Origin of the sequence: Anaerocolumna aminovalerica (assembly GCF_900115365.1) — a bacterium.
GTDB classification, from domain to species: domain Bacteria; phylum Bacillota; class Clostridia; order Lachnospirales; family Lachnospiraceae; genus Anaerocolumna; species Anaerocolumna aminovalerica.
Map to the genome: position 1 here is coordinate 67,346 of NZ_FOWD01000011.1, position 21,702 is coordinate 89,047.

Genomic DNA, 21,702 nt, shown 5'->3' on the forward strand with positions numbered 1-21,702 from the left:
TCGCATAATACGACAAGATTATCTGAATTTAAGATTTTTTTCATCTTATTAATGCTATTTGTAAAATATAATTAAAAAAATAGTAAAGATTAATTGATTATTATCAACATTTATATGAAAATTTTCACAAATTCCGTCGATAATTTTTTCATTCCATACCATCTAAGTTATATATCATATTTTCAATAAATGTACCGTAACCTTTGGTAGAATCTTGTATAAATACATGGGTTACAGCACCTATAATTTTACCATTTTGTATAATTGGGCTTCCGCTCATACCTTGCACAATTCCTCCTGTTAAGCTTAAAAGTTCCTCATCCACAATATTAATAACCATTCCTTTGTTAGAATTTGTGTTATTTAGGTCAATTTTCTTAATCTCTATATCATACTCTTTAACTTCATCTTCGACACAGCTTAGAATGGTGGCTGGTCCTAATGTAACTTCCTGTTTTAGCCCAATAGGAATAAAATCATGTTGAGCGGCATTCACATAGTTCTCTGTAATGGAACCAAAAATTCCTTGGTTGGTATTCTTTTTTATTTTACCTATTTTATTAAATTCATTTTGATTGATAACACCTATTAATTCTCCGGGAGCCCCTTGCCTTCCTTTAATAATCGTCATGATTTCTGCATTATATAAATAGCCCTGTTGAATTTCCATGATTAAGCTTGTATCAACATCTGTAATACCATGACCTAATGCACCAAACTTACCTTCTTTTGTAGTAAAGGTCATGGTTCCTATTCCTTGTGTATTATCTCTAATCCAAGTACCAATCTTATATTCTCCATCAGCAGTTTTTACCGGAGTGATCTTGTATTGAATGATTTCTTCGTTCCTTCTTACATCCACCAGCAAATCCCGTCCATCACATTTTTGGATCAATTCTATTAATTCTTCTTTACTATTAATAGGTACATGATTAATAGCTGTAATATAGTCTCCTGATTTTAATTTATTTAAGGAGGGCTCATAATTTAATCCATCTGATGCATTAATTGCTCCGGTTCCAAGTACCATCACCCCATCTGTTTCAACATAGATTCCAATAGGAGCTCCGCTTGGTCTTAATTCCTTATCTTCAACTACACCAATTTCAATTTTTTTAAATTCCAGAAATCCAAAAAGTTTTAAACTGATTTTGTATTGCCCTAATTCCGTTGATTTAATTGTAAAAGGTTTATTTAAGTCTATTTTTATTTGATTGGCAGGAACTTTCTTATTGTTTACGCTAATAACTCCAATATTTTCATTTGTAAAATCAGCTTGGAATGGTAAATTAAAATTAAATTGTTCATCTTCTCCTACTTTTATCCTTATCTTATCAGGTATACTTCTATATAACCTTTTATATGCAAAGATAAGAATTACAAAGACATTAATAACAAATAGGAGAAGAAGTATTTTTCTATAAATTGATTTTTTCTTCATGTTTCAACAAGCCCTTTCACGAGGAAGTAATTTATTTGTCATAAGACAAAATGACAGCTGTCTTCAGGATAAGTAAGCTTTGAGTGCACAGCCTAAGCGAAGAGTTTTGCTAGAATACAATATCTTTAACATAAAAAAGGATATACATTTAGAATGTATATCCCAGAATTACTATTTTTGTTAGTATGCCTATTTTATTTTTTTTCAAACTAGAATTTTTTAGTTCCTTTTGCTAATTCTTTCATTTCCCTTGCATTATCTATAACCGTATCTGTAATTACTGCGCCGCCTAATATTCTTGCTAATTCTTCAATAGATTCTGTCTCATTTAAGTTTCGGATGGAGGTTTTTGTAGTAATTCCATCTGTTGTTTTTTCGATAATAAAGTGAGCATCTGCCATTGCTGCAATTTGTGCCAGATGTGTAATGCATATAACCTGATGATTTTTGGATATCATAGACAATTTTTCTGAAACTTTCTGTGCTGTTCTACCGCTGATACCTACATCAATTTCATCAAAAATTAAGGTATCAATTTCATCTTTATCTGCAAGTACAGATTTAATTGCCAGCATAATTCTAGACAATTCACCACCGGAGGCAATTTTGGCTAAAGGTTTTAATTCTTCTCCCGGATTCGTAGAGATTTCAAACTCACTTTCATCAAAGCCGTTATCGGTATAATAATCCAATCTTCGAAATACCAGTTCAAATTTAACATCCAAAAAATTCAAATCCACAAGTGCTTCCTTCATTTTATGAGTCAATTCTTTTGCTTTCTCTTGCCTGATAACAGATAATTCCTCACAAAGCTGATTCAATTGTTCTTCTGATTTTTTCTGTTGTTGTGTTAATAATAATATGGTATCTTCATAATTATTATATTCTTCTAATTTTTTCTCACTTTCTTCACAATATTTTAAAATTTCAGCAATACTATTTCCGTATTTCGATTTTAAATGATTGATTAAGTCAAGCCGCTGTTCGATACTATTAAAATCTTCTTCACTGTTATTTAAATCCGATAAATATTCGGATAATTCCCGATTAAAATCATTCACTAAAGACTCAATATCTACAATTTGATTTAAGAAATTAGTAATGGAAGAATCATAGTCTACCAGCTTGGTCAAAGATTTTACAGAACGGCCAATTTGATCTCCTGCCGAGCCGGATTCCTGATTACTCATTAATCCATGAATATTTCCCAAACCTTCCGATATTGCTTTAGCATTGGATAAACGCCTGTATTCTGCTCCAAGTACCTCATCTTCGCCGGACTTTAAAGCTGCATTTCTGATTTCATTGATTTCATATTCTAAAAAAGATATCTCCCGGAGTCGTTTATCATCATCTATTTTTAATTCGTTTAATTTATTCTTTACTTCTATGTAATCTTTATAGACAGCTTCCAGCTTTTGCTTGGTATCACTAATGTAATCTTTTGCATACCGGTCCACAATTTCTAAATGTTTCTCTTTGTATAATAAGGACTGGTGCTCATGCTGTCCATGTATATCGATCAATAAACTAGCAATACTTTTTAATACATTGGTAGTAACGGTTTCACCATTTACTTTACATATGCTTTTTCCATTCATTATTTTTCTGCTGATAATAATCTGGTCATCTTCTAAGGGTACATCCAATTCACCAATGGCTGTTAGTACATCCTTATCTTCTACTTGAAAAAGCAGCTCTACCAAAGCATAATCTGCACCTTTTCGGATAATGTCTTTTGTAACCTTTCCACCTAATGCAACATTAATGGAACCTATAATAATGGATTTACCGGCACCTGTTTCGCCTGTCAGTATATTTAAATTATCTTTAAAATATACTTCTACTTCATCAATAATTGCAAAATTCTTTACATGTAAATTCAGTAACAAAATCTGTTCCTCCCATCGTTTGTTTTATGTAATGTAACAAACAATCTCTAAGTACTCTCCAATTTAAAAACATATGTTCTAAGGCAATTGTAACATAGTCCCATTCAGGTTGCAAATATTTTTTTATAATAGTATATAGCTTAGGATTCCATGTCTTATATAGCATAAAAAATACCTGATAATTTCATTTCTTTAATGATAATTATCAGGTATATTTTTATTTGCTAAATAGATTATCCGGTAGGTGTAACTTACTTGCTGTTAGGATTATCCAATAGGTGTAACCTTTATTCTGCATCTTAATATTTTACCGTTAATATTGGCAGTTATAGTTGTGGTTCCTACCTTTCTGGATTCCACAACACCATTTCTTACAGTTGCAATGCCCGGATCATCTACATCCCATACAATTCCTGAATTAACACCGATTACACTTAAAGTATATCTGGAGTATTGCTCTAATTCCAAACTGGTAGTATTTAATCCAACAACTGTTACCTCTGTTGTTGCTGTCTTACCAGACTCCGTTATTACAATAATATTAGCAGTTCCCGGTTTATGAGCAGTTACTCTTCCGGTAGACTTATCTACGGATGCTACAGTTTTATTGTCTGTCTCCCATGTAAATCTATCCGTACTGTTGGTTGGATTAATGACTTTTTGCAAAGTTGCTGATTCACCTGGGGTCATGATTAAGCTTTTTGTTGAAACTATTACTTTTGAGGCAGGTACCTGAGCTTTTACTTTCACTACTGCGGCAGCATATTTACCACTATTATCTGTGGCAGTAGCTTTTATCGTTACAGTACCGGCTTTTAATGCAGTAACCACGCCTTTTGAATCTACAATTGCTACAGATTCATCACTAGAGGTCCATTTTACTTTCTTAATAGTGGCATTATTAGGCCTTACAGTTGCTTTTAAAGTAAAACTTCTCCCTTCAACTGTTGTAACAGAAGAAGCATTAAGAGTAACTGAAGTAACCGGTCTTACTACTCGTATGTCACAACTTGCTTCAGCTCTTGTTCCATCTTGAGCAGTAACTGTAATTACCACTGTACCTAAGGATTTGGCTGTTACCACTCCTTTAGAGTCTACTGTAGCTACTTTTGAATTACTGGTTGTCCATTTTAATTTTGGATTGGTTGCAGTATTTGCTTCCACGGTGGCCTTTAAAGTAAATCTCTTACCAACACCCAGTACATAACTGGTTTTATTTAATTTTATATTCGTAACAGGCTCAACAACCGTTACAATACAAAACTTTGTAATCTTTTTGTCTGCTGTTTGTACTTTGATTACCGCTGTACCGCCGGAGATTGCTTTTACCGTGCCATTATTGGACACTTTTGCAACTTTCTCATTGGAACTGGTCCAGGTCAAAGCTATTTCTTCAGATGAACTTGGCTGCATAGTAGCCTTTAATTTAAATTCCTCTCCTATAACAAGAGTTTTTTCGTCAAAGTTAAGCTGCAGGTCATTAGGCTGCTGCACTACTGTTACGTTACAATATATGGCCGCACCATAAGCCGTCTTTACAAATATAACCGCTTTACCCGGTGCTTTTGCGGTAATCTTACCTTTTTCATCTACTGTAGCAACCTTAGAATCTGTTGTGTCCCATGTTAGGCCAAGTTCTGTACTGTTAGATGGTGTAACCGTTAACTCAATGGTGTAAGATTGACCTACATTTAATTCCAGATTGTCTACATCAAATTTTATGCCTGTTGCTTTTTGTCTTACAGTAATGGTACAGGTACTATAGTATGCACCATCCTCAGTTTTTACCATTATAATAGCCTGTCCGGCACTTCTGGCAGTGATTAATCCTTTTGAGTCTACACTGACTACGGAAGTGTCGGTAGAGCTCCACACTACATTCTTTTTGGAGGCATCATTCGGTGTTAATAAATACCCGATTCTTACCGATTCTCCAACATACATTACTTTAGCCTTTTCGTCTAAGGTTAACGATCTTACAGGAATTTCTACTGTAATATTACAAATTGCAGTTACAGAAGGATCACTTTCTGAAAATGCGATTACAGCAGCAACACCGGATGACACTAAAGTAACCATACCTTTATCGTCTACTCTAACAACACTTTCATTGGTAGATTTCCATTTTACATTTTTATTGGTTGCATTCTCCGGTTCCACATTGGCTCTTAGTTGAAGATTCTTAGCCGTTAAAGGAAGGGTAACCGCTGTCTCAGATAATGTAATCTTTTCTACATGCTGTCTTACTGACACATGGCAATAACCCACTACTACATTGTCCTGATTAATTGCTGATATTACGGCTGTACCGGGACGTACACCTCTAATAGTAGCAGCTAAGTCCGTGGAATCTTTCACTTCTACAACATTAGTATCCGATGATACCCAGTGTAAAGGCCCTCTGTTAGAACCTGCTGGTTCTACTTTCGCTGACAGAGTTACAAATTCATTCACTTCCAGTGTTACATTAGCCGGACTAACGGTAACTTTTGATACAGAATCCTCAACCCGGATAATACAGGTTGCCGTTTTACGGACACCCTTAATGATTTGCGCCGCAGTTATTGTTACCGTACCTTTTTTAATACCTGTTACCAAACCATCATTAACAGTAGCAACTGTAGGATCGCTGGTGGTCCAAATAGTTGTATTAGTATTCTCTGTTGAAGTTGCAATTAATTGTATAGAACCTGATTTATATATAGTTGCATTGGTATGATTTAGTGATATACCATCAATTACAGTTATGCTTATTGTTTTAGTACTCGGGGTATAAGCAGGATCAAATAATCCTGATGATGTCTGATAGGTTAACATTACTTTTACAGAACCTTCATGTACTGCTTTTATAATTCCTGTTGAAGGAGCTACATTGACAGTAGTACTATCGCCGCTTGGATAGGTATATGTAAATATTCCTGGATTATAGATATTGGAATTATCTGTTAATCTAAAATCATCTCCCACATTCATAATTATATAATCTTTCTCTATATGAATTGGTACAATTAGTGTTACCTCTAAGGGAGTAATTTTGCTGTCACCTTTATATTTAATATCAGTATAACCTTTAATTTTATAAGTACCTGCTTTTAAATTATAGAAACCTATTTTACTGTCGTAAGAATGAATATCCCGTATTATCCTTCCTGTTTCGCTGGCTGGAATAATTGTCCCTTTGTTATCATATATTTCCCATGCTAAATTGGTGGCATAACCGGCATTGGTATTTAAGGTTGTACTTGTAATTCCTTCTGCCAATATAACCGTTGCTGAACTCTTGTAATTATTATCACTATCTTTAACTAAGGGTGAAACAACTACCGGTACTTTAGCTTCTAACTTTTTACCATTTGCTAAACTAGTTCCGGAAGTTATGGTAATGATAGTGGAACCTGCACCTTTTGCAGTAACCTTACCGGTTGAATCTACTACCGCAACTTCAGGATTGGAGGTTGCCCATAATAAATTAGGAGTTGTACCTGCGTCCGGTTTCATAATATTTATTGTCTTAGTACTATCCGGGTCAGATACATCCGGATTGAATGTTAACTGTAAAACTTTTTCTCCTGAACTGGTTGTTGTAAAATTACCGTTATCAACCACTAATGGTACTTCTATGTAACAAACTACAGTTTTTGTTACTCCATCCTTTGTAACTGTTGCAGAAATTTCAGAAAACCCCGGTCCTTTCGGTGTCACTTTCACCTGATAGCTAGGTGTACCTGTTACTACCTTGGCAACACTCTCTTCGGAGGATTTCCAATTAACCGAAGTTGCATCTGTAACGCTTACACGTAAGTCAATGCTGTTACCATCACTTATTGTGATACTTCCACCATGGGGGATTTTTTTCCCGCCATAATCGAAATAATATTCTTCCGCAACAGGTGTGGGGGTTGGAGTCGGTGTTGCAGTAGCATTTGCTTTCACACCAGGCAGCATACTAATGCTAATTGCTGCGACCATACACATAACCCCTAAAAGTATTTTTCCCTTAATCTTCTTCATATTCGTCCTCCTTGACATGTTTCTCTAGCATTTTTCTCTTGTGTCTGATTTATATTCAGGATGTTTCCATCTTAACATTATTCAATTATATATCGGCAATTGTAATAGAAATGATTAGGATAATGATGTGCTTTATTAATATTATTTATAAATGTTTTCGTAATTAGTATTATACTTATGAATCTATTTAATAAAACGGTACAATTCAGATAAGAAATTCATATTCTACTTATCATTTCAATAATATAACGTGATTCCTATCTCTTTAAAATAAAACTTTTCTTCCAAATTACCTATAATATATCTGTTAAATAAAAAAATCTCCTATTCATCGTGTTGTCAGCTACGATAAACAGGAGATTTGAGTTCTGCTATTCTTCCTCTTCCGGCATATTCCAATTATGGTACACTTCTTGCACATCATCGTCTTCATCTAATAAATCCAAAGTACGATTCATCATCTTAATATCTGTAGCATCTGTAAGGTCTACAAAGGTTTGAGGAATCATGGTTACTTCTGCCTGTGCCATAGGAATTCCTGCTTCCTCAAGTTTTTCGCGAACTTCACTGAATGTATCCGGGTCTGTTATGATTTCATAACTGTCTTCCTCTTCACTGAAGTCTTCTGCACCTGCGTCAAGAGCAACCATCATCAATTCATCTGCATCTTTTTCCCATTCTTCTTTATCAACTAGGATTTGTCCTTTTCTATCAAACATAAAGGATACACATCCCGGAGTACCTACGTTACCATTGCCTTTTGTAAATGCATTTCTAACGTTAGATGCAGTTCGGTTCTTATTATCAGTTAAGCATTCTACGATAATAGCTGTACCATTAGGACCATAACCTTCATATGTTACGCGTTCGTAATTGTCTGCATTGGCATCTCCAGCTGCTTTTTTGATACTTCTTTCAATGGTATCATTGGGCATGTTATTGGATTTTGCCTTTGCAATTATGTCTTTTAATTTACTGTTAGATGCAGGATCAGCACCGCCTTCTTTTACTGCTACAGCGATTTCTCTTCCTAACTTGGTAAATATTTTACCTTTTGAAGCATCGTTCTTTTCTTTTTTATGTTTAATGTTTGCAAATTTTGAATGTCCTGACATGGTAATCTCCTTCCATTTCATAAGAATGCGTCAAAGCGGATATTCCACTTGCCTGCAGGCAAGTTTGTCCGCTTACGCCACTTGCTCATAACCCCATTGCCACTACGTGGTATTTCAGCAGGAGTTCAAGCTCCTGCTAAACAGGCAAGCCCGCTTGCCTGATGAGGTTAAATACTTTTCGTATTAATATATTTATTTAATTTTTCCATAACGGAAATAGTCTCTTCAGTTGTTTTAACAACGCACATAACGGTATCATCACCTGCGATACAGCCTAATATTCCCTGAATATGCAATGCGTCTAAGGAAGCCGCCACAGCCATAGCCATACCGGAAACAGTCTTAATTACAATGATATTCATAGCCATATCCATGGAAATAAAGCCATCCTTTAATACACGGATGAATTTATCACTTAAACCGGCTTCATTGTTTTTTAATATAATATACTTTTGTCTTCCGTCGTCCCCTGCTACCTTGGTCAGTTTCAATTCCCTGATGTCTCTTGATATAGTAGCTTGGGTTACATTGTACCCGGCCTTCGTTAATAGATCCGCTAATTCCTCCTGGGTTTCTATATCATTTTTATTAACCAATTCAATAATTTTGCTTTGCCTTCCTAATTTCATACCAATTCCCCACCTTGTCCAATTTTTGTTCTTAATATCTCAAAAAAACTAGTATTATTTATTTTTACCAGTTTTGTTTCTTCTTCTGCTTTGCATATATCAATAACATCCTCTGCATGAAGCAAAATCGCCTGCCTTCCGTCAAAGGTTGCAATTGCCTCTTCATCTTGAGTTTTCTTACTTTTATCTATTTTAATAGTAATTTGATCCTCAGCAGATACTACTATACTTCTTGCATATAAAGAATGAGGGCAAATAGGTGTGATAATAATAACCTTGGAAATCGGTTTTACAACGGGTCCTCCGGAGGAAAGACTGTATCCGGTGGAGCCGGTTGGAGTAGATACAATAATCCCATCTCCCCGGTATCGATCTACATATTCCCCATTAACATACACGCTAACACTTATGATCCTTGAAAAACCACTTCTGGTTACAACAATGTCGTTAAGAGATGAGCCGGCATACATTTCTTTATTATTGCTATAAATTCTACCGCCTATCATCATTCTGTTTTCAACATTATATTTATTTTCGAACAAGCAGTCCAGTGCATTGTATATATTGTTGACTTCAATTTCTGCTAAAAATCCAAGAGTGCCGAGATTAATACCTAAGATCGGTATGTTTTTTCCTAATAAATCATGGGCTGCCTGGATAATTGTACCATCCCCTCCCAGTACAATAGCACATTCTGTGTCTTTTGAAACACCTGTCGTATCAGTGAAAAAATAATCCGAATTAATAGAGGGACGGCCATTCAGAAGAATACATTCTTTCTTATTCTTTTTCATGTACTCTACAATTTTCTTTGTAATGACTAAATCCTCATCTTTGTCGCGATTGGTTATAACACAAAATTTATCCATTTAGGACTCCTACTATTTTACATCAATTTGTTTAAATATACATAGTATTTTTGATTTATATATTAAATTCAGCTGATAATTATCAATTAATTCCAATTCAGCTTCACCTTGATATTCTATCATAAAACACACTCTTTTACAAGTTTAATGTTTCATGGGATAAGGTGACAACATTTCGTATACTATCTTGTAAATTTAATAAATTTACATTATCAACATATTGAGTACATTCTTCTAATGACAGCTCATTACTGCTCTCTTCAAAGCCAGGAGTACATTTCTTTATGTGCAGTAAGTATTCAATATTGCCTTCCGGTCCTTTAATAGGTGAATAATCCAGATTCAGAATTCGGAATCCAATGCTTACCCCATATGCGATTACCTTTTCAATGACTTCTATATGAACCCTTTGGTCACGAACAACACCTTTTTTTCCTACTTTTTCTCTTCCTGCTTCAAATTGCGGTTTAATTAAGCAAACCACTTCTCCTCCATCTATTAAAAGTTCTCTTACAGGTATTAACACTTTTGTCAAAGATATAAATGCAACATCAATAGATGCAAAATCAATCTCATCCTCAATATGCTCCGGTTCTAAATAACGGATATTGGTTTTTTCCATAGAAATTACTCTTGGATCTTGTCTAAGCTTCCAGGCCAATTGATTGGTACCCACATCTACTGCATAGACTTTTACAGCTCCATTTTGCAGCATGCAGTCAGTGAATCCGCCTGTGGAGGAACCTACATCCATGCATATCTTTCCTTCCAGATTAACACCATAATGTTCTATGGCTTTCTCCAGTTTAAAACCTCCCCGGCTGACATACTTTGCTGTCACACCCTTTAATTCAATGTTTGCCGTGTCAGGAAACATACTTCCTGCTTTGTCTTCTCTCTGTCCTTCTACAAAAACATTTCCTGACATTATGATGGCTTTTGCCTTTTCCCTTGATTCAGCTAAATTTCTTTTCACTAACAGTATATCTAAACGTTCTTTCATTTTTACACCCATTGCATATCACATCTGCAAACAGCTGTGATACTGCCTTAAATAAATAGGTTGAAAGAATCATGTGGCATTCTTTCTATATTTTTATTTTCTTTCAACCTTATACCCATGCTCTTTCAATCTCATTCCTGCTTACGCTCTGACCCCCTTGGTGATTTCCAGTATCTTTTTGAACACAGTGACTTCATCTAAGCCATTTTTCTCTTTTAATATAGATACATCACCTTGTTCAATAAATTCATCCGGTAAGGAGATAATCAGTTGGGTAATATTTTGATAATTATGTTCTACAAGAAATCCCGCCACCTTCTCCCCAAATCCACCTGACTTTACGTTTTCTTCTAAGGTTACCCAAATAGCATGAGTAGCAGCTAACCTGTGAAGGAGTTCTTCATCCATTGGAGCAATAAACCTCATATTAACAAGTGTTACTTCTTTTCCATCGGCGTCCAACAGTTCTTTTACTTGTACCGCTGTTTCCACCATGCTTCCAACAGCCAGTAAGACAATTCCTTGGGGTGCTTCATATATCACTTCACTTTTACCGTATTCTATAGGGGTACGGAATTCTTCCAGTTCTTCATAAGCTCTTCCACGGGGGTATCTGATGGCAATAGGGCCTTTTTCATATTTACTTGCATAAATCAGCATATCATGAAGCTCATTACCATTCTTAGGTGCCATTAAGGTCATAGAAGGCAAATGGGATAAATAAGTAATATCAAAAATTCCCTGATGAGTTTCCCCATCACTGCCTACCAAACCACTACGGTCAATGGCAAAAATTACGGGAAGACTGTTAATGCAGACATCATGAATAATTTGGTCGTAAGCCCTTTGAAGAAAGGAGGAATAAATAGCAACCACAGGCTTCATTCCACCTACTGCCAGCCCGGCAGCAAAGGTTACCCCATGCTCTTCAGCTATTCCTACATCAAAGAACCTGTTGGGATAGTGTTTGGAAAAGTTGTTTAATCCGGTACCACTTGGCATAGCTGCGGTTATAGCAACGATTTTTTCATCCTTTTCCCCCAGTTCCACCATGGTTTCAGAAAATACTTCTGTATAGCTTTTACCTTTTTTGTGGGATACACCGTTTCCTGTTTTTATATTAAAGGCATCTACACCATGATACTTACTGGGATTTTCTTCTGCCGGTCTATATCCTTTTCCTTTTTTTGTAACCACATGCACCAATACTGCCTCTTTCACTCTTGCAGCACTTTGAAAGGCCATTAACAATTGATTAATATCATGTCCGTCAATAGGTCCGATATAGGTGATTCCCATATCCTCAAAAAGCATACCGGATATTACTAATCGTTTCATGGAATCCTTTGATCTTCTCAATTTATCCATGATTTTATTTCCCATACCGCCCGGAATGGAATTCAAAGACTGTTCCAGACTCTTTTTAAAATTATGGTATTGGGAATTAGTACGGATTTTGCCTAAATAATTTGCCATTCCTCCTACATTTTCAGAGATAGACATTTCATTATCATTTAATATAATCATGAAATTGGATTGGATTCTCGCAGCATTATTTAATGCTTCATATGCCATACCACCAGATAAAGCGCCATCTCCAATAACGGCTGCTACTTTATAATCCTCACCGGACAAATCCCTGGCTTTTACCATGCCAAGAGCTGCTGATATGGAGGTTGAGCTGTGACCGGTATCAAATGCATCACATTCACTTTCTTTTCTTTTGGGAAAGCCGCTTAATCCATCATAAGTTCTTAAGGTGGAAAATTCATTTTTTCTTCCCGTCAGCAATTTATGAGTATAAGACTGATGCCCCACATCCCAGACTAATTTATCTTCCGGAAAGTTCATAAACAGATGTAAGGCCATGGTTAATTCCACAGTACCTAAATTTGAGGCAAGATGGCCTCCGGTTTTACTAATATTTTTTACAAGAAAACGTCTGATTTCTCTAGCTAACTGCTTATAATCAACCTGATTGACTTTTTTAATATCGTTTGCCTGATTGATGTCATCTAAAATTTGAATCATGACTTCACCTTCATTCTAATATTTAAGTACCATATATGCTTTTTCTACCGCCTGTGACGGTCTTTTCAAATGTATTATTTTATTCGTGTAATTAATCTATTGATCAATTCTTTAAGATATTCATTTTTTCTATTAAGGGAATCAAAACCAGCCAGTGCCTTTTGAGTTAATTCTTCTACCTGCTCTTTTGCTTTCTCTATCCCCAGAAGGGTAACATAGGTAATCTTTTCGTTTCGTTCATCACTATGAACTGGTTTTCCAAGAACTTCTACTGTAGAGGTAACGTCTAGTATGTCATCCTGTATTTGGAATGCCAATCCAATATTAGCTGCCATATCCTCTACAATAGCAGCCTCAGCATCATTTGCACCGGCTAATATTGCTCCTATCATCATGGAAGCTTCAATTAATGCACTGGTTTTTAGTTTGTAAACGCAGTTTAATTTTTCCAAAGGCGAATCCTCATGGTGTATTCCTTCAATGTCCACAACTTGTCCGCCTATCATTCCGTACACACCGGCCTTTTGTCCTAATATTTCCATAGCTTTAGCCGCTTTTCTAATTCTTTCATATAAAACAGTTGAATCTCTTTCAGCGCTATTTACTTTAAATGCTTTACAAGCTGTTTCAAAGGCATAATTTAATAACCCATCTCCTGCTAAGATTCCCATTGCCTCTCCATACACGATATGAGTAGTTTTTCTGCCTCTTCGATATTCATCGTTATCCATTGCAGGCAAATCATCATGAACCAAAGAATAGGAATGAATCATCTCAATTGCCGCTATAAAAGGTTCTATGTAGCTTTGATCTGCTCCGCCAAATAAGCGGTAAGTTTCTAACATAAGCATAGGACGGATTCTTTTACCACCGCCTAATACACTGTAATTCATTGCTTCAAATATTGTTTTTTGAAAACCCTCTTCTTTTGGAAGGTAATTTTTAATAACGGTCTCTATATATTCAATTCGATTGGCTTGTTCTTTATTAAAGTTCATCTGAGTCTTTATTCTCCCCTAATATAATTAATTGCTTTTCAACCTTGTCAATTGAATTATTGCAATATTTCAATAGTTCTATACCATCTGTATAAAGCTTAAAGGAATCTTCCAAACTGATTTCTTCATTTTCAAGCTTTTTTATAATCTCCTGTAATTCTTCAAAGGAAGTTTCTAATGTTTTATTTTGTTTTTCTTGCGTTTTCATACAACCATACTCCTTTCGACGAAGAAGTTCAAAATGAAATTCCAATGGATTTCATTTTGGAGTTCTTCCAAATTGTGAAGATGCTTTTTCTTCACAATTTTCTCTCCTTCTTAATTAATTCTTCTACTCTTGCTATTACATCACCGTCTGTTACACTGATTTGCAACATTTCCCCCACTTTTGCTCTCTCAAGACGATTCATTACTTCATTGTTACTGTTTACTACCAACGCATATCCTTTGCTTAACTTTTTTAAAGGAGATAAACCTTCTAGCTTTTCTGCATAAATTTCTAGCTGATGTCTTTTCCTAGTAATAATTGCTTCAATTAAATTGCTCAGTTTTTGCTCCATATCCATAAGGTTTTGCCGCTTCTGTCTTACCTGATAGATTGGACTGGAATATACTAATTTCATTGAAAGCTGCTTTACTTGGTTTCTAACTCCAATGATTTTCTTTTGCATCTGATAATTCAGAGTTCGATTAAGAGTTTCTATATCAGCATTGTATTTTTTAATATCATAAACAGCCAATTCTGCCGCCGCAGAAGGTGTGGGTGCCCGAAGGTCGGATACAAAATCGGCAATTGTGGTATCTGTTTCATGGCCCACTGCCGATATGACCGGGGTTTTACATTCATAAATTGCCCGGGCTACCATCTCTTCATTAAATGCCCACAGGTCTTCTATAGAACCGCCGCCACGGCCAACTATAATGGTATCTACCCCTAACTTATCTAAGGCCTTAATACCTTTTACAACCGTAGCTGCTGCTCCTTCACCCTGTACCTGTGCCGGATATAATATCAATTGCACATATGGATTTCTCCTGTTTGAAATATTAATAATATCCTGTAAGGCTGCACCGGTTCTTGCTGTAACAATACCTACTTTTTTCGCAAAAGAGGGGATTGGTCTTTTATGGCTGCTGTCAAAGAGTCCTTCCTGCTCCAAACTCTTCTTTAGCTGTTCGTACTTCTCATACAGATAACCGGAACCATCCAAAATAATCTCTTTTGCATATAATTGATATTTACCATCCCGTTCATATACACTGATACTGCCTAGTGCTATTACACTTTGACCTTCTTTCATCTGAAATTTCAGACCGTTTCTTTGGCCTGCAAACATAACACAAGCCATTTGTCCTTGTCCATCTTTTAGAGTAAAATATATATGTCCTGAAGTGTGATACTTACAGTTTGACACTTCGCCTTTTACATATATATTATTTAAGGTGTAATCCCGAATGAACATATTTTTTATATATAAATTAACCTGTGTTACAGAATATACATTATTCATAGTAATCTCCATTCTACCAAAACACCTGGAATTTGGGCACTCTATTTTATCAGTTTAGCCAAAACTCCATTCACAAAAGATCCGGAGGATTCTCCTCCAAATATCTTAGCAATTTCAACGGCTTCGTTAATTGCTACTTTATTAGGAATTTCATCATCATATTCAATCTCATATGCAGCCAATCTCATAATGGTTAAGTCTACCTTTCCGAGACGGTTCAATCTCCATCCGCTGGAGGCATCTGCTAAAATTACATCGATATCAGGAATTTTTTCAATTATCTTGTTAAATCTTTCTTTTAAATAGGCAAGTTCTTCTTCTTTTGGTGTTTCCAATGATTCAAAATAGAAATCTATTTGCTCATTCAATTCTGCTTCATCGTGAAAATCTCTTCTAAACAACATTCTAAATAAGTGTTCTCTTATTTCTCTTCTGCTCATAATTATACCTATTGCATATCACATATGCCAAGATGTGATACTGCCACAAAAAACAGGTTGAAAGAATCATTTCGCGGCAGCCTTTCTTCAGATATATTTTCTTTCAACCGCTATATCTTTTATATCCTATATTCTATCTTATGCTAAAAGTCTTATACCAATATGAGTTAAAGAAATGTATAAAAACCCAGCAGAAAAGCAAAGCATGTTTACACGCTTGGCTATATGCAGTTTTGCGAAGATTTTTATCTACATTTCTAACGGATATTAGTATTATACATAAAATGCAAAATTAACGTATAAACAACCCTTAAATAGTAATTATCTAAGGGTTGTATAGGATTAGACATTATTGATTTTATAATGCTTATTTTTTCTTATCAATATTAACACCGGTAATTCTAATATTAACATTGGAAACGTTTAGCCCAGTCATACTTTCAATAGCTGATTTTACTTTCTCTTGAACTTGCTTTGATGTATTGGGAATGTTATAACCATATTCTAAGGTCAGGACTAAATCAACAGAGACTGCATTTGAATCTACATCAATTTTAACCCCTTTTGAAAGGTTCCTCATTCCTAATTTACTAACCAGCTCATTGGTAATGTTGCTTGCCATAGAGGCAACACCCTCTACTTCAGTAGCAGCCAAACCGGCAATTGTAGCAACAACTTCATCTGCTATCTGAACCTCTCCCACTTTACTATTTGCATTTATTTGATAAGTATTTCTATTCTCCTGTTCCTTATTCACAGTTATTACCTCCTAAGTCCTTACACATTTCTATTCATTGTGTTCAAAAATAGTTCTTATTAGGTATTATATCAGAACTGAACCTTTTTGCAAACCATTTTATTCACATTTTTGTATAAGAACGAGACTCGCCTGCTAAAGGTATATATTTTCAATTCACTTTACAGCTTATTTAAGATGAAAAAGGCTGTCACAAATAAAAGTGTATTTCTGACACTTTATTTTGTAACAGGCCTTCCATGGATTATGTATTACTCGATTATTCCTCCATAACTACCGGTGCAATTACAATGTTCTTAGACTCTGCACCTGTTTCTCTTTTAACGATATCTTCAATTTTTGCGGTTTCCTGATCAGATATGGTAGGAGCATTAATAACAACATCCACTTTTCCTTCTTCTGAAATTGTAACTAATGCATCTGCAAAACCTTTTGCCTCCAATAGAGATTCCGTAGCATCTTCTCGCTCTGCATTAGCCGTTAGTTTTAACAACATGTTAGCAGCATTATCTCTTACATCTGCTGAAAGATTGGCATTATTTATAATATCCATATAGTTGGTTTTGCTCTTTGAACGTATTTGCTCTCTTTCTAATCTGTTGGTCACAAAATAATTAGGAGAAATGGTTGTACTTACTAAAACAGCTTCGCCAGTCTCCGTATTGTTTTTTTGTTCATCCTTAGCAACTATTTCACCGGTATCACTTACTTCATAAGTTGCAACTTCTTCTGCATCTTTATCTTCACCTTCAGCTACTTCCATTTCACCGGTTTCTGTATCTACCTTGGTGGTTTCTTTTGAATCTTCACCTTCCGCGGTTGGATCAAGCAAATCAGAAGAAACATCCCCTTCTAACTCAATCATATCTGAATCCATAATATTATCACCCTTGGTTTCTGTGTGTTCATCATAATCTAATACTTCGCCATTTCCTATATCTGCGGTATTCGTCTTATTCTTATCGTTCTTTCCGGAATAATTTAGATACCCTGCAATGATAATCATAACAGCAAGAGCTACTATGATTATTTGGTTTTTCTTGAATATATTCTTCATACTTGCCTCCTTTAAAATACTTTAATTCATTTTCATTACTTTAACTTTATGTGCGGGAACATTAAATAATACCTGTACAGCTTCAATAATTTCAGCAATAATTTCAGGATTATCACCTCCTTCGGCAATTACTGCTATTCCTTCTACCTCCGGCTCTAATTCCTGAACCACATATGGAAGATTTTCCCCGCTTCCACTACCTACCATAACTGTGCTTTCATCATTTTTTACACTACTACTTACTCTATTTCCGCCCTCCCCGTCAACTTCATTCATGCTTTCTTGTGTATATGGACTATCCTTTAGGACTATCCTTTCTTTAGAACCTTTTAAGGTCACCATGACTTCAACTTTACCGATACCGGCTACGTTAGATAGAAATTTTTTTAGTTTTTTTTCCAAATCATCGGAATAAGCTTCTGTTTCATCTTCCTCTTTAATATCTGAAGAACTTCTTGTTGTTTGGACAGTTTTTTCTGGTGCGTTTTTTTCATTCTGGAGACTTTTTGACGAAAATAAATTAGGAAATGATGTGAGCAGAAGCAGCACACCGGCTATTAGAAGCATTACCAAATTAGCTGGTTTGATGATAAACTTCTTTCCCGCTATTTTTTTACCATTTTCTTTTCCAATATCCTTCTCATGATCACTTTCTTTATTCTTTATCTTATCCATGCTTTCTCCTACTTTAGTACCACAGGAACTTTATTATTCCTGTATACTAATATTTATATTATCAGGTTTCATATTATAGAAGTCCGACAACAGGTTTTTTACATTAATTTCTTCGGGAGTTAAGAGGTCCCTTTCTTTTGTCCTGCGGTCTTCCTCCTCATTTCCAATCTTAATTTTATCAATCTCAATAGGTTCCATTTTCGAAAGATTATCTTTTGCTTTTTGCTTTTTAAAACCTGCCGTTAAATCGATGGTTTTTAAGGACCCAAAGGTTACACTTCCCGGCTCTTCATCTATCGTTATATTTAAATCGATTACATATAAATCCTGATTTTTTATTAAAGAAGATATTTGTTCATTGATTCTCTCCTTGTATTCCGCTAAAATTCTGTTTTTTTGCTCCTGCTCTGAATCAAGTAATACCTTATTAATATTTTCTGTTTCCGCTACAAAAAAGTTAGTTGACATATAGTATTCCAACGATTTATCCAGATCAAATAATTTAAATAATGGTGATATTACAAGAATGACTAAAATAATTCCCGTTATAAGGTTAATATATTTTTTGTATGTACTTTTCCCCAGCAAATTATTAACAATGGTGGAAAGTACCAGGAATATGATTATATTTTTTACCCAGCTATAAACTTCATTCACAAAAATCTCCATTCTGCCAATACACCCTGAATTCAGGAGTCAGCACAATATTTGCAAATAATTGCTTTATGAAACAATCTTTTTTACACTACATCATCTGGATTATTGTCCGTTACTTCTATGTAGTGCTTGCTGCAACCATGGCAATAGTCAATAGGAATAAAACAGCTCCTACAAATACCGTTTCAAGCAGTAATGCCGAAGCTTCTGCTGAAGAGTTTATACAATTAAGCATCCGCTTGTCCGAAATTGGCTGAACAGAAGCACAGCTTATTTTATAAATAAGTGTAGTTGCTGCAAGTTTAAATATTGGTACTGCACAAACAATAATTATAATAATGACACCAACAATTCCTACCGAATTCTTTAAAAGTATGCCGGCTCCTAAAATACTTTCCGTTACCCCTCCAAGAATGTCTCCCACTCCCGGTATAGCTCCTGCAGCTTTCATAAATACAGACTTTTTCAAATTATCTGCAACTGGCAATATTAATCCCTGTACTGCATTAAAGCCTAATACAACTGCAAGTAAGGTTCGTAGAACCCATTTTATGACCACTGCCATTAATTCGGACAGCTTGGATAATAAATCCTCTTTGGATAAATTATTTGCCATAGAAGTAATTAAATATATGTTAATAGAAGGTATTACAACTTTAATTAGCAATGCATCTACAAAGGTAATTAAAAATAAGGTTGCCTGATAGTACACCATTGAAGTACTTGCACTTGAAGTAAAAGCCACCGTTATAAAATAGGTTGGTACCAGGACGGTCATAAAATTCAGTACCTTTGATATGGTAGCTGCTGCTAAGTTTGCTGCCGAAATAAAGGAGGCGGTCAAAACACTGAACAAGAGCAAATAAGCTACATAAAACCCGGTTTCTGCAACTTGGCTGTTTTGAAAAGCATGAGAAAAATTCGTAAATACCGCAGCGATAATTGCAACAGAAAGCAAGCTTGTTAAAGTACCGATATTTCCTTTTAGTTCATTTACAATACCATTCTTTATATCTACACTGATTTGATTAAGGGAAAATTTTGTCTTTCCCGATACCAAATTAGATACATATTCTTCAAAGTTAATTTTCTCATTACCACTAAGTATTTCATCGATGACCTGCTGCACTTCCTGATAATTAATGTCCATATTATCTGTAACGTTTATTTCACCCAATGCATCCTTTGTTTCTGTACTGTCTGCATTTTTCTCATTCTTTACTGCTGCCTCACCGGCAAACACCTCTTTTTCTGTTAAAAGAAGAAATAAGATAATCAGTATCAGAAACACCTGAATCTTCCTTTTGCTATTTCTCTTGTCCCATTTCGCCATGTCTTTTGTCCTCCTTCAGACTTAAGCTTTGAGGAAGTTATTAATGGTATCTAATAACGCTAATAGTATAGGCATACCGGTAGCTAATATAGTTAACTTTCCTACCAATTCTATTTGATTGGCTACTGCTGTATATCCACAGTCTTTGCATATATTGGAAGAAATTTCTGCTACGTAGGTGATACCGATAATTTTAAGTAATATTGTAATATAGGCTTGATTTAAGCTGATATAGGATTGAATTTTCTTAATTGCATTGATAATAATCTCTAATCTATTTACACCCAGTAAGAAAATCAGAATACAGCCTACTATACTAATATAGGTTGAAAATTCTGATCTGCTGCTCTTAAACTGTATGGCCAATAACACAGCAACCAATCCAATCAGGGCTATTTTAATCATTTATAAATTGCTCCTTTCAAAGGCCCTTTGTACATAGCACAAATCCCCTGTTTAAAGAATTTTTTTCCTTTAACTTTCCTTTTATAATGCAAATAAATTTTTAATTATTTCAAATAAATCAAATATGTATGGTACAATCCAAAACAATACTAAAAGTAATCCTGTAAGATTTACCAAATATGCCTGTTCGTCTCTGCCGGATTGCTTGAGTATTTGATTAAGTACGGAAACCAAAATACCTACTGCCGCAATCCTAAATATCAGGTTGATATTCATGTCATCCTCCTTACGTATGCCTTTTTCTCAATTATCACCAATCATAACATCACTATGATGATAAAGATTCCTCCCATAATTCCTAAGGAATTATATAAATATGATTTTTGTTTTACATTTTGGGACAAATCATTAATTTCTTCTTCTAATTGTGATATGTACAGATCCAAGGTATTTATCTGCATATCCTTATCCAAGTAACCTAGATTTTCACCAAATTGACTAAGGCCTATTAAATCTTTTTTACTTAGTGAAGTATTTTCCAGCTCTTTTTCTACCGCTTCTTTCCATATGTTACAAAAGGACACCCCGCCTAATTCAAAAAGCCGGTTTGCAATTACCGTTAAGAATTGCTTGAACTTTCCGTTATGACGAATAGATAAGGCTTGTACTGCTTCAGGCAATGGTGTATTGGCATATCGTATATCACCCCGTAAGAGGAATAGCAGCTTTTTTAGTTCTTTCAGATCACTGATTCTGTTTTTTAATTCTCCGCTAAAATACCAACCCATACCAGTTGAAGATGTGATGATCAAAATACATCCTATTATTTTAATAAATACCATGACAACTCCTATCTGCGTGCTTTACCACGCGTACAA

At 35.1% G+C, this 21,702-nt stretch carries 20 protein-coding genes; all 20 read right to left on the minus strand.

Annotation, left to right across the window (positions count from 1 at the left end):
• Positions 1-148: 148 nt before the first annotated feature.
• The gene (gene spoIVB, locus BM183_RS08135) at positions 149-1,441 is read right to left on the minus strand and encodes a SpoIVB peptidase (protein WP_091685984.1); all 1,293 of its coding nucleotides are present in this window, start codon (positions 1,439-1,441) and stop codon (positions 149-151) included.
• Positions 1,442-1,650: 209 nt separating this feature from the next.
• The gene (gene recN / locus BM183_RS08140) at positions 1,651-3,333 is read right to left on the minus strand and encodes a DNA repair protein RecN (protein WP_091685986.1); all 1,683 of its coding nucleotides are present in this window, start codon (positions 3,331-3,333) and stop codon (positions 1,651-1,653) included.
• 267 nt (positions 3,334-3,600) lie between these two features.
• On the minus strand, positions 3,601-7,344 hold the full coding sequence (locus tag BM183_RS08150) for an Ig-like domain-containing protein (RefSeq protein WP_170847933.1): 3,744 nt from the start codon (positions 7,342-7,344) through the stop codon (positions 3,601-3,603).
• Positions 7,345-7,715: 371 nt separating this feature from the next.
• Positions 7,716-8,459: a YebC/PmpR family DNA-binding transcriptional regulator gene (locus BM183_RS08155; protein ID WP_091685991.1), complete on the minus strand. Its 744-nt coding sequence runs from the start codon at positions 8,457-8,459 to the stop codon at positions 7,716-7,718.
• A gap of 167 nt (positions 8,460-8,626) precedes the next feature.
• Positions 8,627-9,088 carry an arginine repressor gene (gene argR, locus BM183_RS08160; RefSeq protein WP_091685992.1) on the minus strand — a complete coding sequence of 154 codons (462 nt, stop codon included), beginning with the start codon at positions 9,086-9,088 and terminating at the stop codon, positions 8,627-8,629.
• Positions 9,085-9,957: an NAD(+)/NADH kinase gene (locus BM183_RS08165; RefSeq protein WP_091685994.1), complete on the minus strand. Its 873-nt coding sequence runs from the start codon at positions 9,955-9,957 to the stop codon at positions 9,085-9,087. Before BM183_RS08165 ends, argR begins: the two co-directional genes overlap by 4 nt.
• A gap of 136 nt (positions 9,958-10,093) precedes the next feature.
• Complete coding sequence (locus BM183_RS08170; protein WP_091686062.1) at positions 10,094-10,960, minus strand: TlyA family RNA methyltransferase; 867 nt, start codon at positions 10,958-10,960, stop codon at positions 10,094-10,096.
• Between the two features lie 141 nt (positions 10,961-11,101).
• Positions 11,102-12,991: a 1-deoxy-D-xylulose-5-phosphate synthase gene (gene dxs / locus BM183_RS08175; protein WP_091685996.1), complete on the minus strand. Its 1,890-nt coding sequence runs from the start codon at positions 12,989-12,991 to the stop codon at positions 11,102-11,104.
• 74 nt (positions 12,992-13,065) lie between these two features.
• Entirely contained in the window at positions 13,066-13,989 is a 924-nt protein-coding gene (locus tag BM183_RS08180; protein WP_091685997.1) for a polyprenyl synthetase family protein, read from the minus strand.
• A complete protein-coding gene (xseB, locus tag BM183_RS08185) occupies positions 13,979-14,197 on the minus strand; it encodes an exodeoxyribonuclease VII small subunit (protein ID WP_091685999.1) in 219 nt (72 codons plus the stop codon). The genes BM183_RS08180 and xseB overlap by 11 nt, the downstream gene beginning before the upstream one ends.
• Before the next feature lie 91 nt (positions 14,198-14,288).
• Positions 14,289-15,500: an exodeoxyribonuclease VII large subunit gene (gene xseA / locus BM183_RS08190; RefSeq protein ID WP_091686000.1), complete on the minus strand. Its 1,212-nt coding sequence runs from the start codon at positions 15,498-15,500 to the stop codon at positions 14,289-14,291.
• Between the two features lie 41 nt (positions 15,501-15,541).
• Complete coding sequence (nusB, locus tag BM183_RS08195) at positions 15,542-15,940, minus strand: transcription antitermination factor NusB (RefSeq protein ID WP_091686002.1); 399 nt, start codon at positions 15,938-15,940, stop codon at positions 15,542-15,544.
• Positions 15,941-16,307: 367 nt separating this feature from the next.
• Positions 16,308-16,697 carry an Asp23/Gls24 family envelope stress response protein gene (locus tag BM183_RS08200; protein ID WP_091686003.1) on the minus strand — a complete coding sequence of 130 codons (390 nt, stop codon included), beginning with the start codon at positions 16,695-16,697 and terminating at the stop codon, positions 16,308-16,310.
• A gap of 259 nt (positions 16,698-16,956) precedes the next feature.
• On the minus strand, positions 16,957-17,754 hold the full coding sequence (locus BM183_RS08205; protein ID WP_091686005.1) for a SpoIIIAH-like family protein: 798 nt from the start codon (positions 17,752-17,754) through the stop codon (positions 16,957-16,959).
• A gap of 21 nt (positions 17,755-17,775) precedes the next feature.
• Complete coding sequence (gene spoIIIAG, locus BM183_RS08210; protein ID WP_091686008.1) at positions 17,776-18,429, minus strand: stage III sporulation protein AG; 654 nt, start codon at positions 18,427-18,429, stop codon at positions 17,776-17,778.
• Between the two features lie 33 nt (positions 18,430-18,462).
• Positions 18,463-19,086: a stage III sporulation protein AF gene (locus BM183_RS08215; RefSeq protein WP_170847934.1), complete on the minus strand. Its 624-nt coding sequence runs from the start codon at positions 19,084-19,086 to the stop codon at positions 18,463-18,465.
• 118 nt (positions 19,087-19,204) lie between these two features.
• Positions 19,205-20,419: a stage III sporulation protein AE gene (locus BM183_RS08220; protein WP_091686011.1), complete on the minus strand. Its 1,215-nt coding sequence runs from the start codon at positions 20,417-20,419 to the stop codon at positions 19,205-19,207.
• A gap of 21 nt (positions 20,420-20,440) precedes the next feature.
• Positions 20,441-20,824 (minus strand): SpoIIIAC/SpoIIIAD family protein, encoded by a 384-nt coding sequence (locus BM183_RS08225; protein WP_091686013.1) that lies wholly within the window; start codon positions 20,822-20,824, stop codon positions 20,441-20,443.
• A gap of 81 nt (positions 20,825-20,905) precedes the next feature.
• Complete coding sequence (gene spoIIIAC / locus BM183_RS08230; RefSeq protein WP_091686014.1) at positions 20,906-21,100, minus strand: stage III sporulation protein AC; 195 nt, start codon at positions 21,098-21,100, stop codon at positions 20,906-20,908.
• Positions 21,101-21,141: 41 nt separating this feature from the next.
• Positions 21,142-21,666, minus strand: coding sequence for a stage III sporulation protein AB (locus tag BM183_RS08235; protein WP_091686016.1), 525 nt, complete (start codon positions 21,664-21,666; stop codon positions 21,142-21,144).
• Positions 21,667-21,702 lie beyond the last annotated feature (36 nt).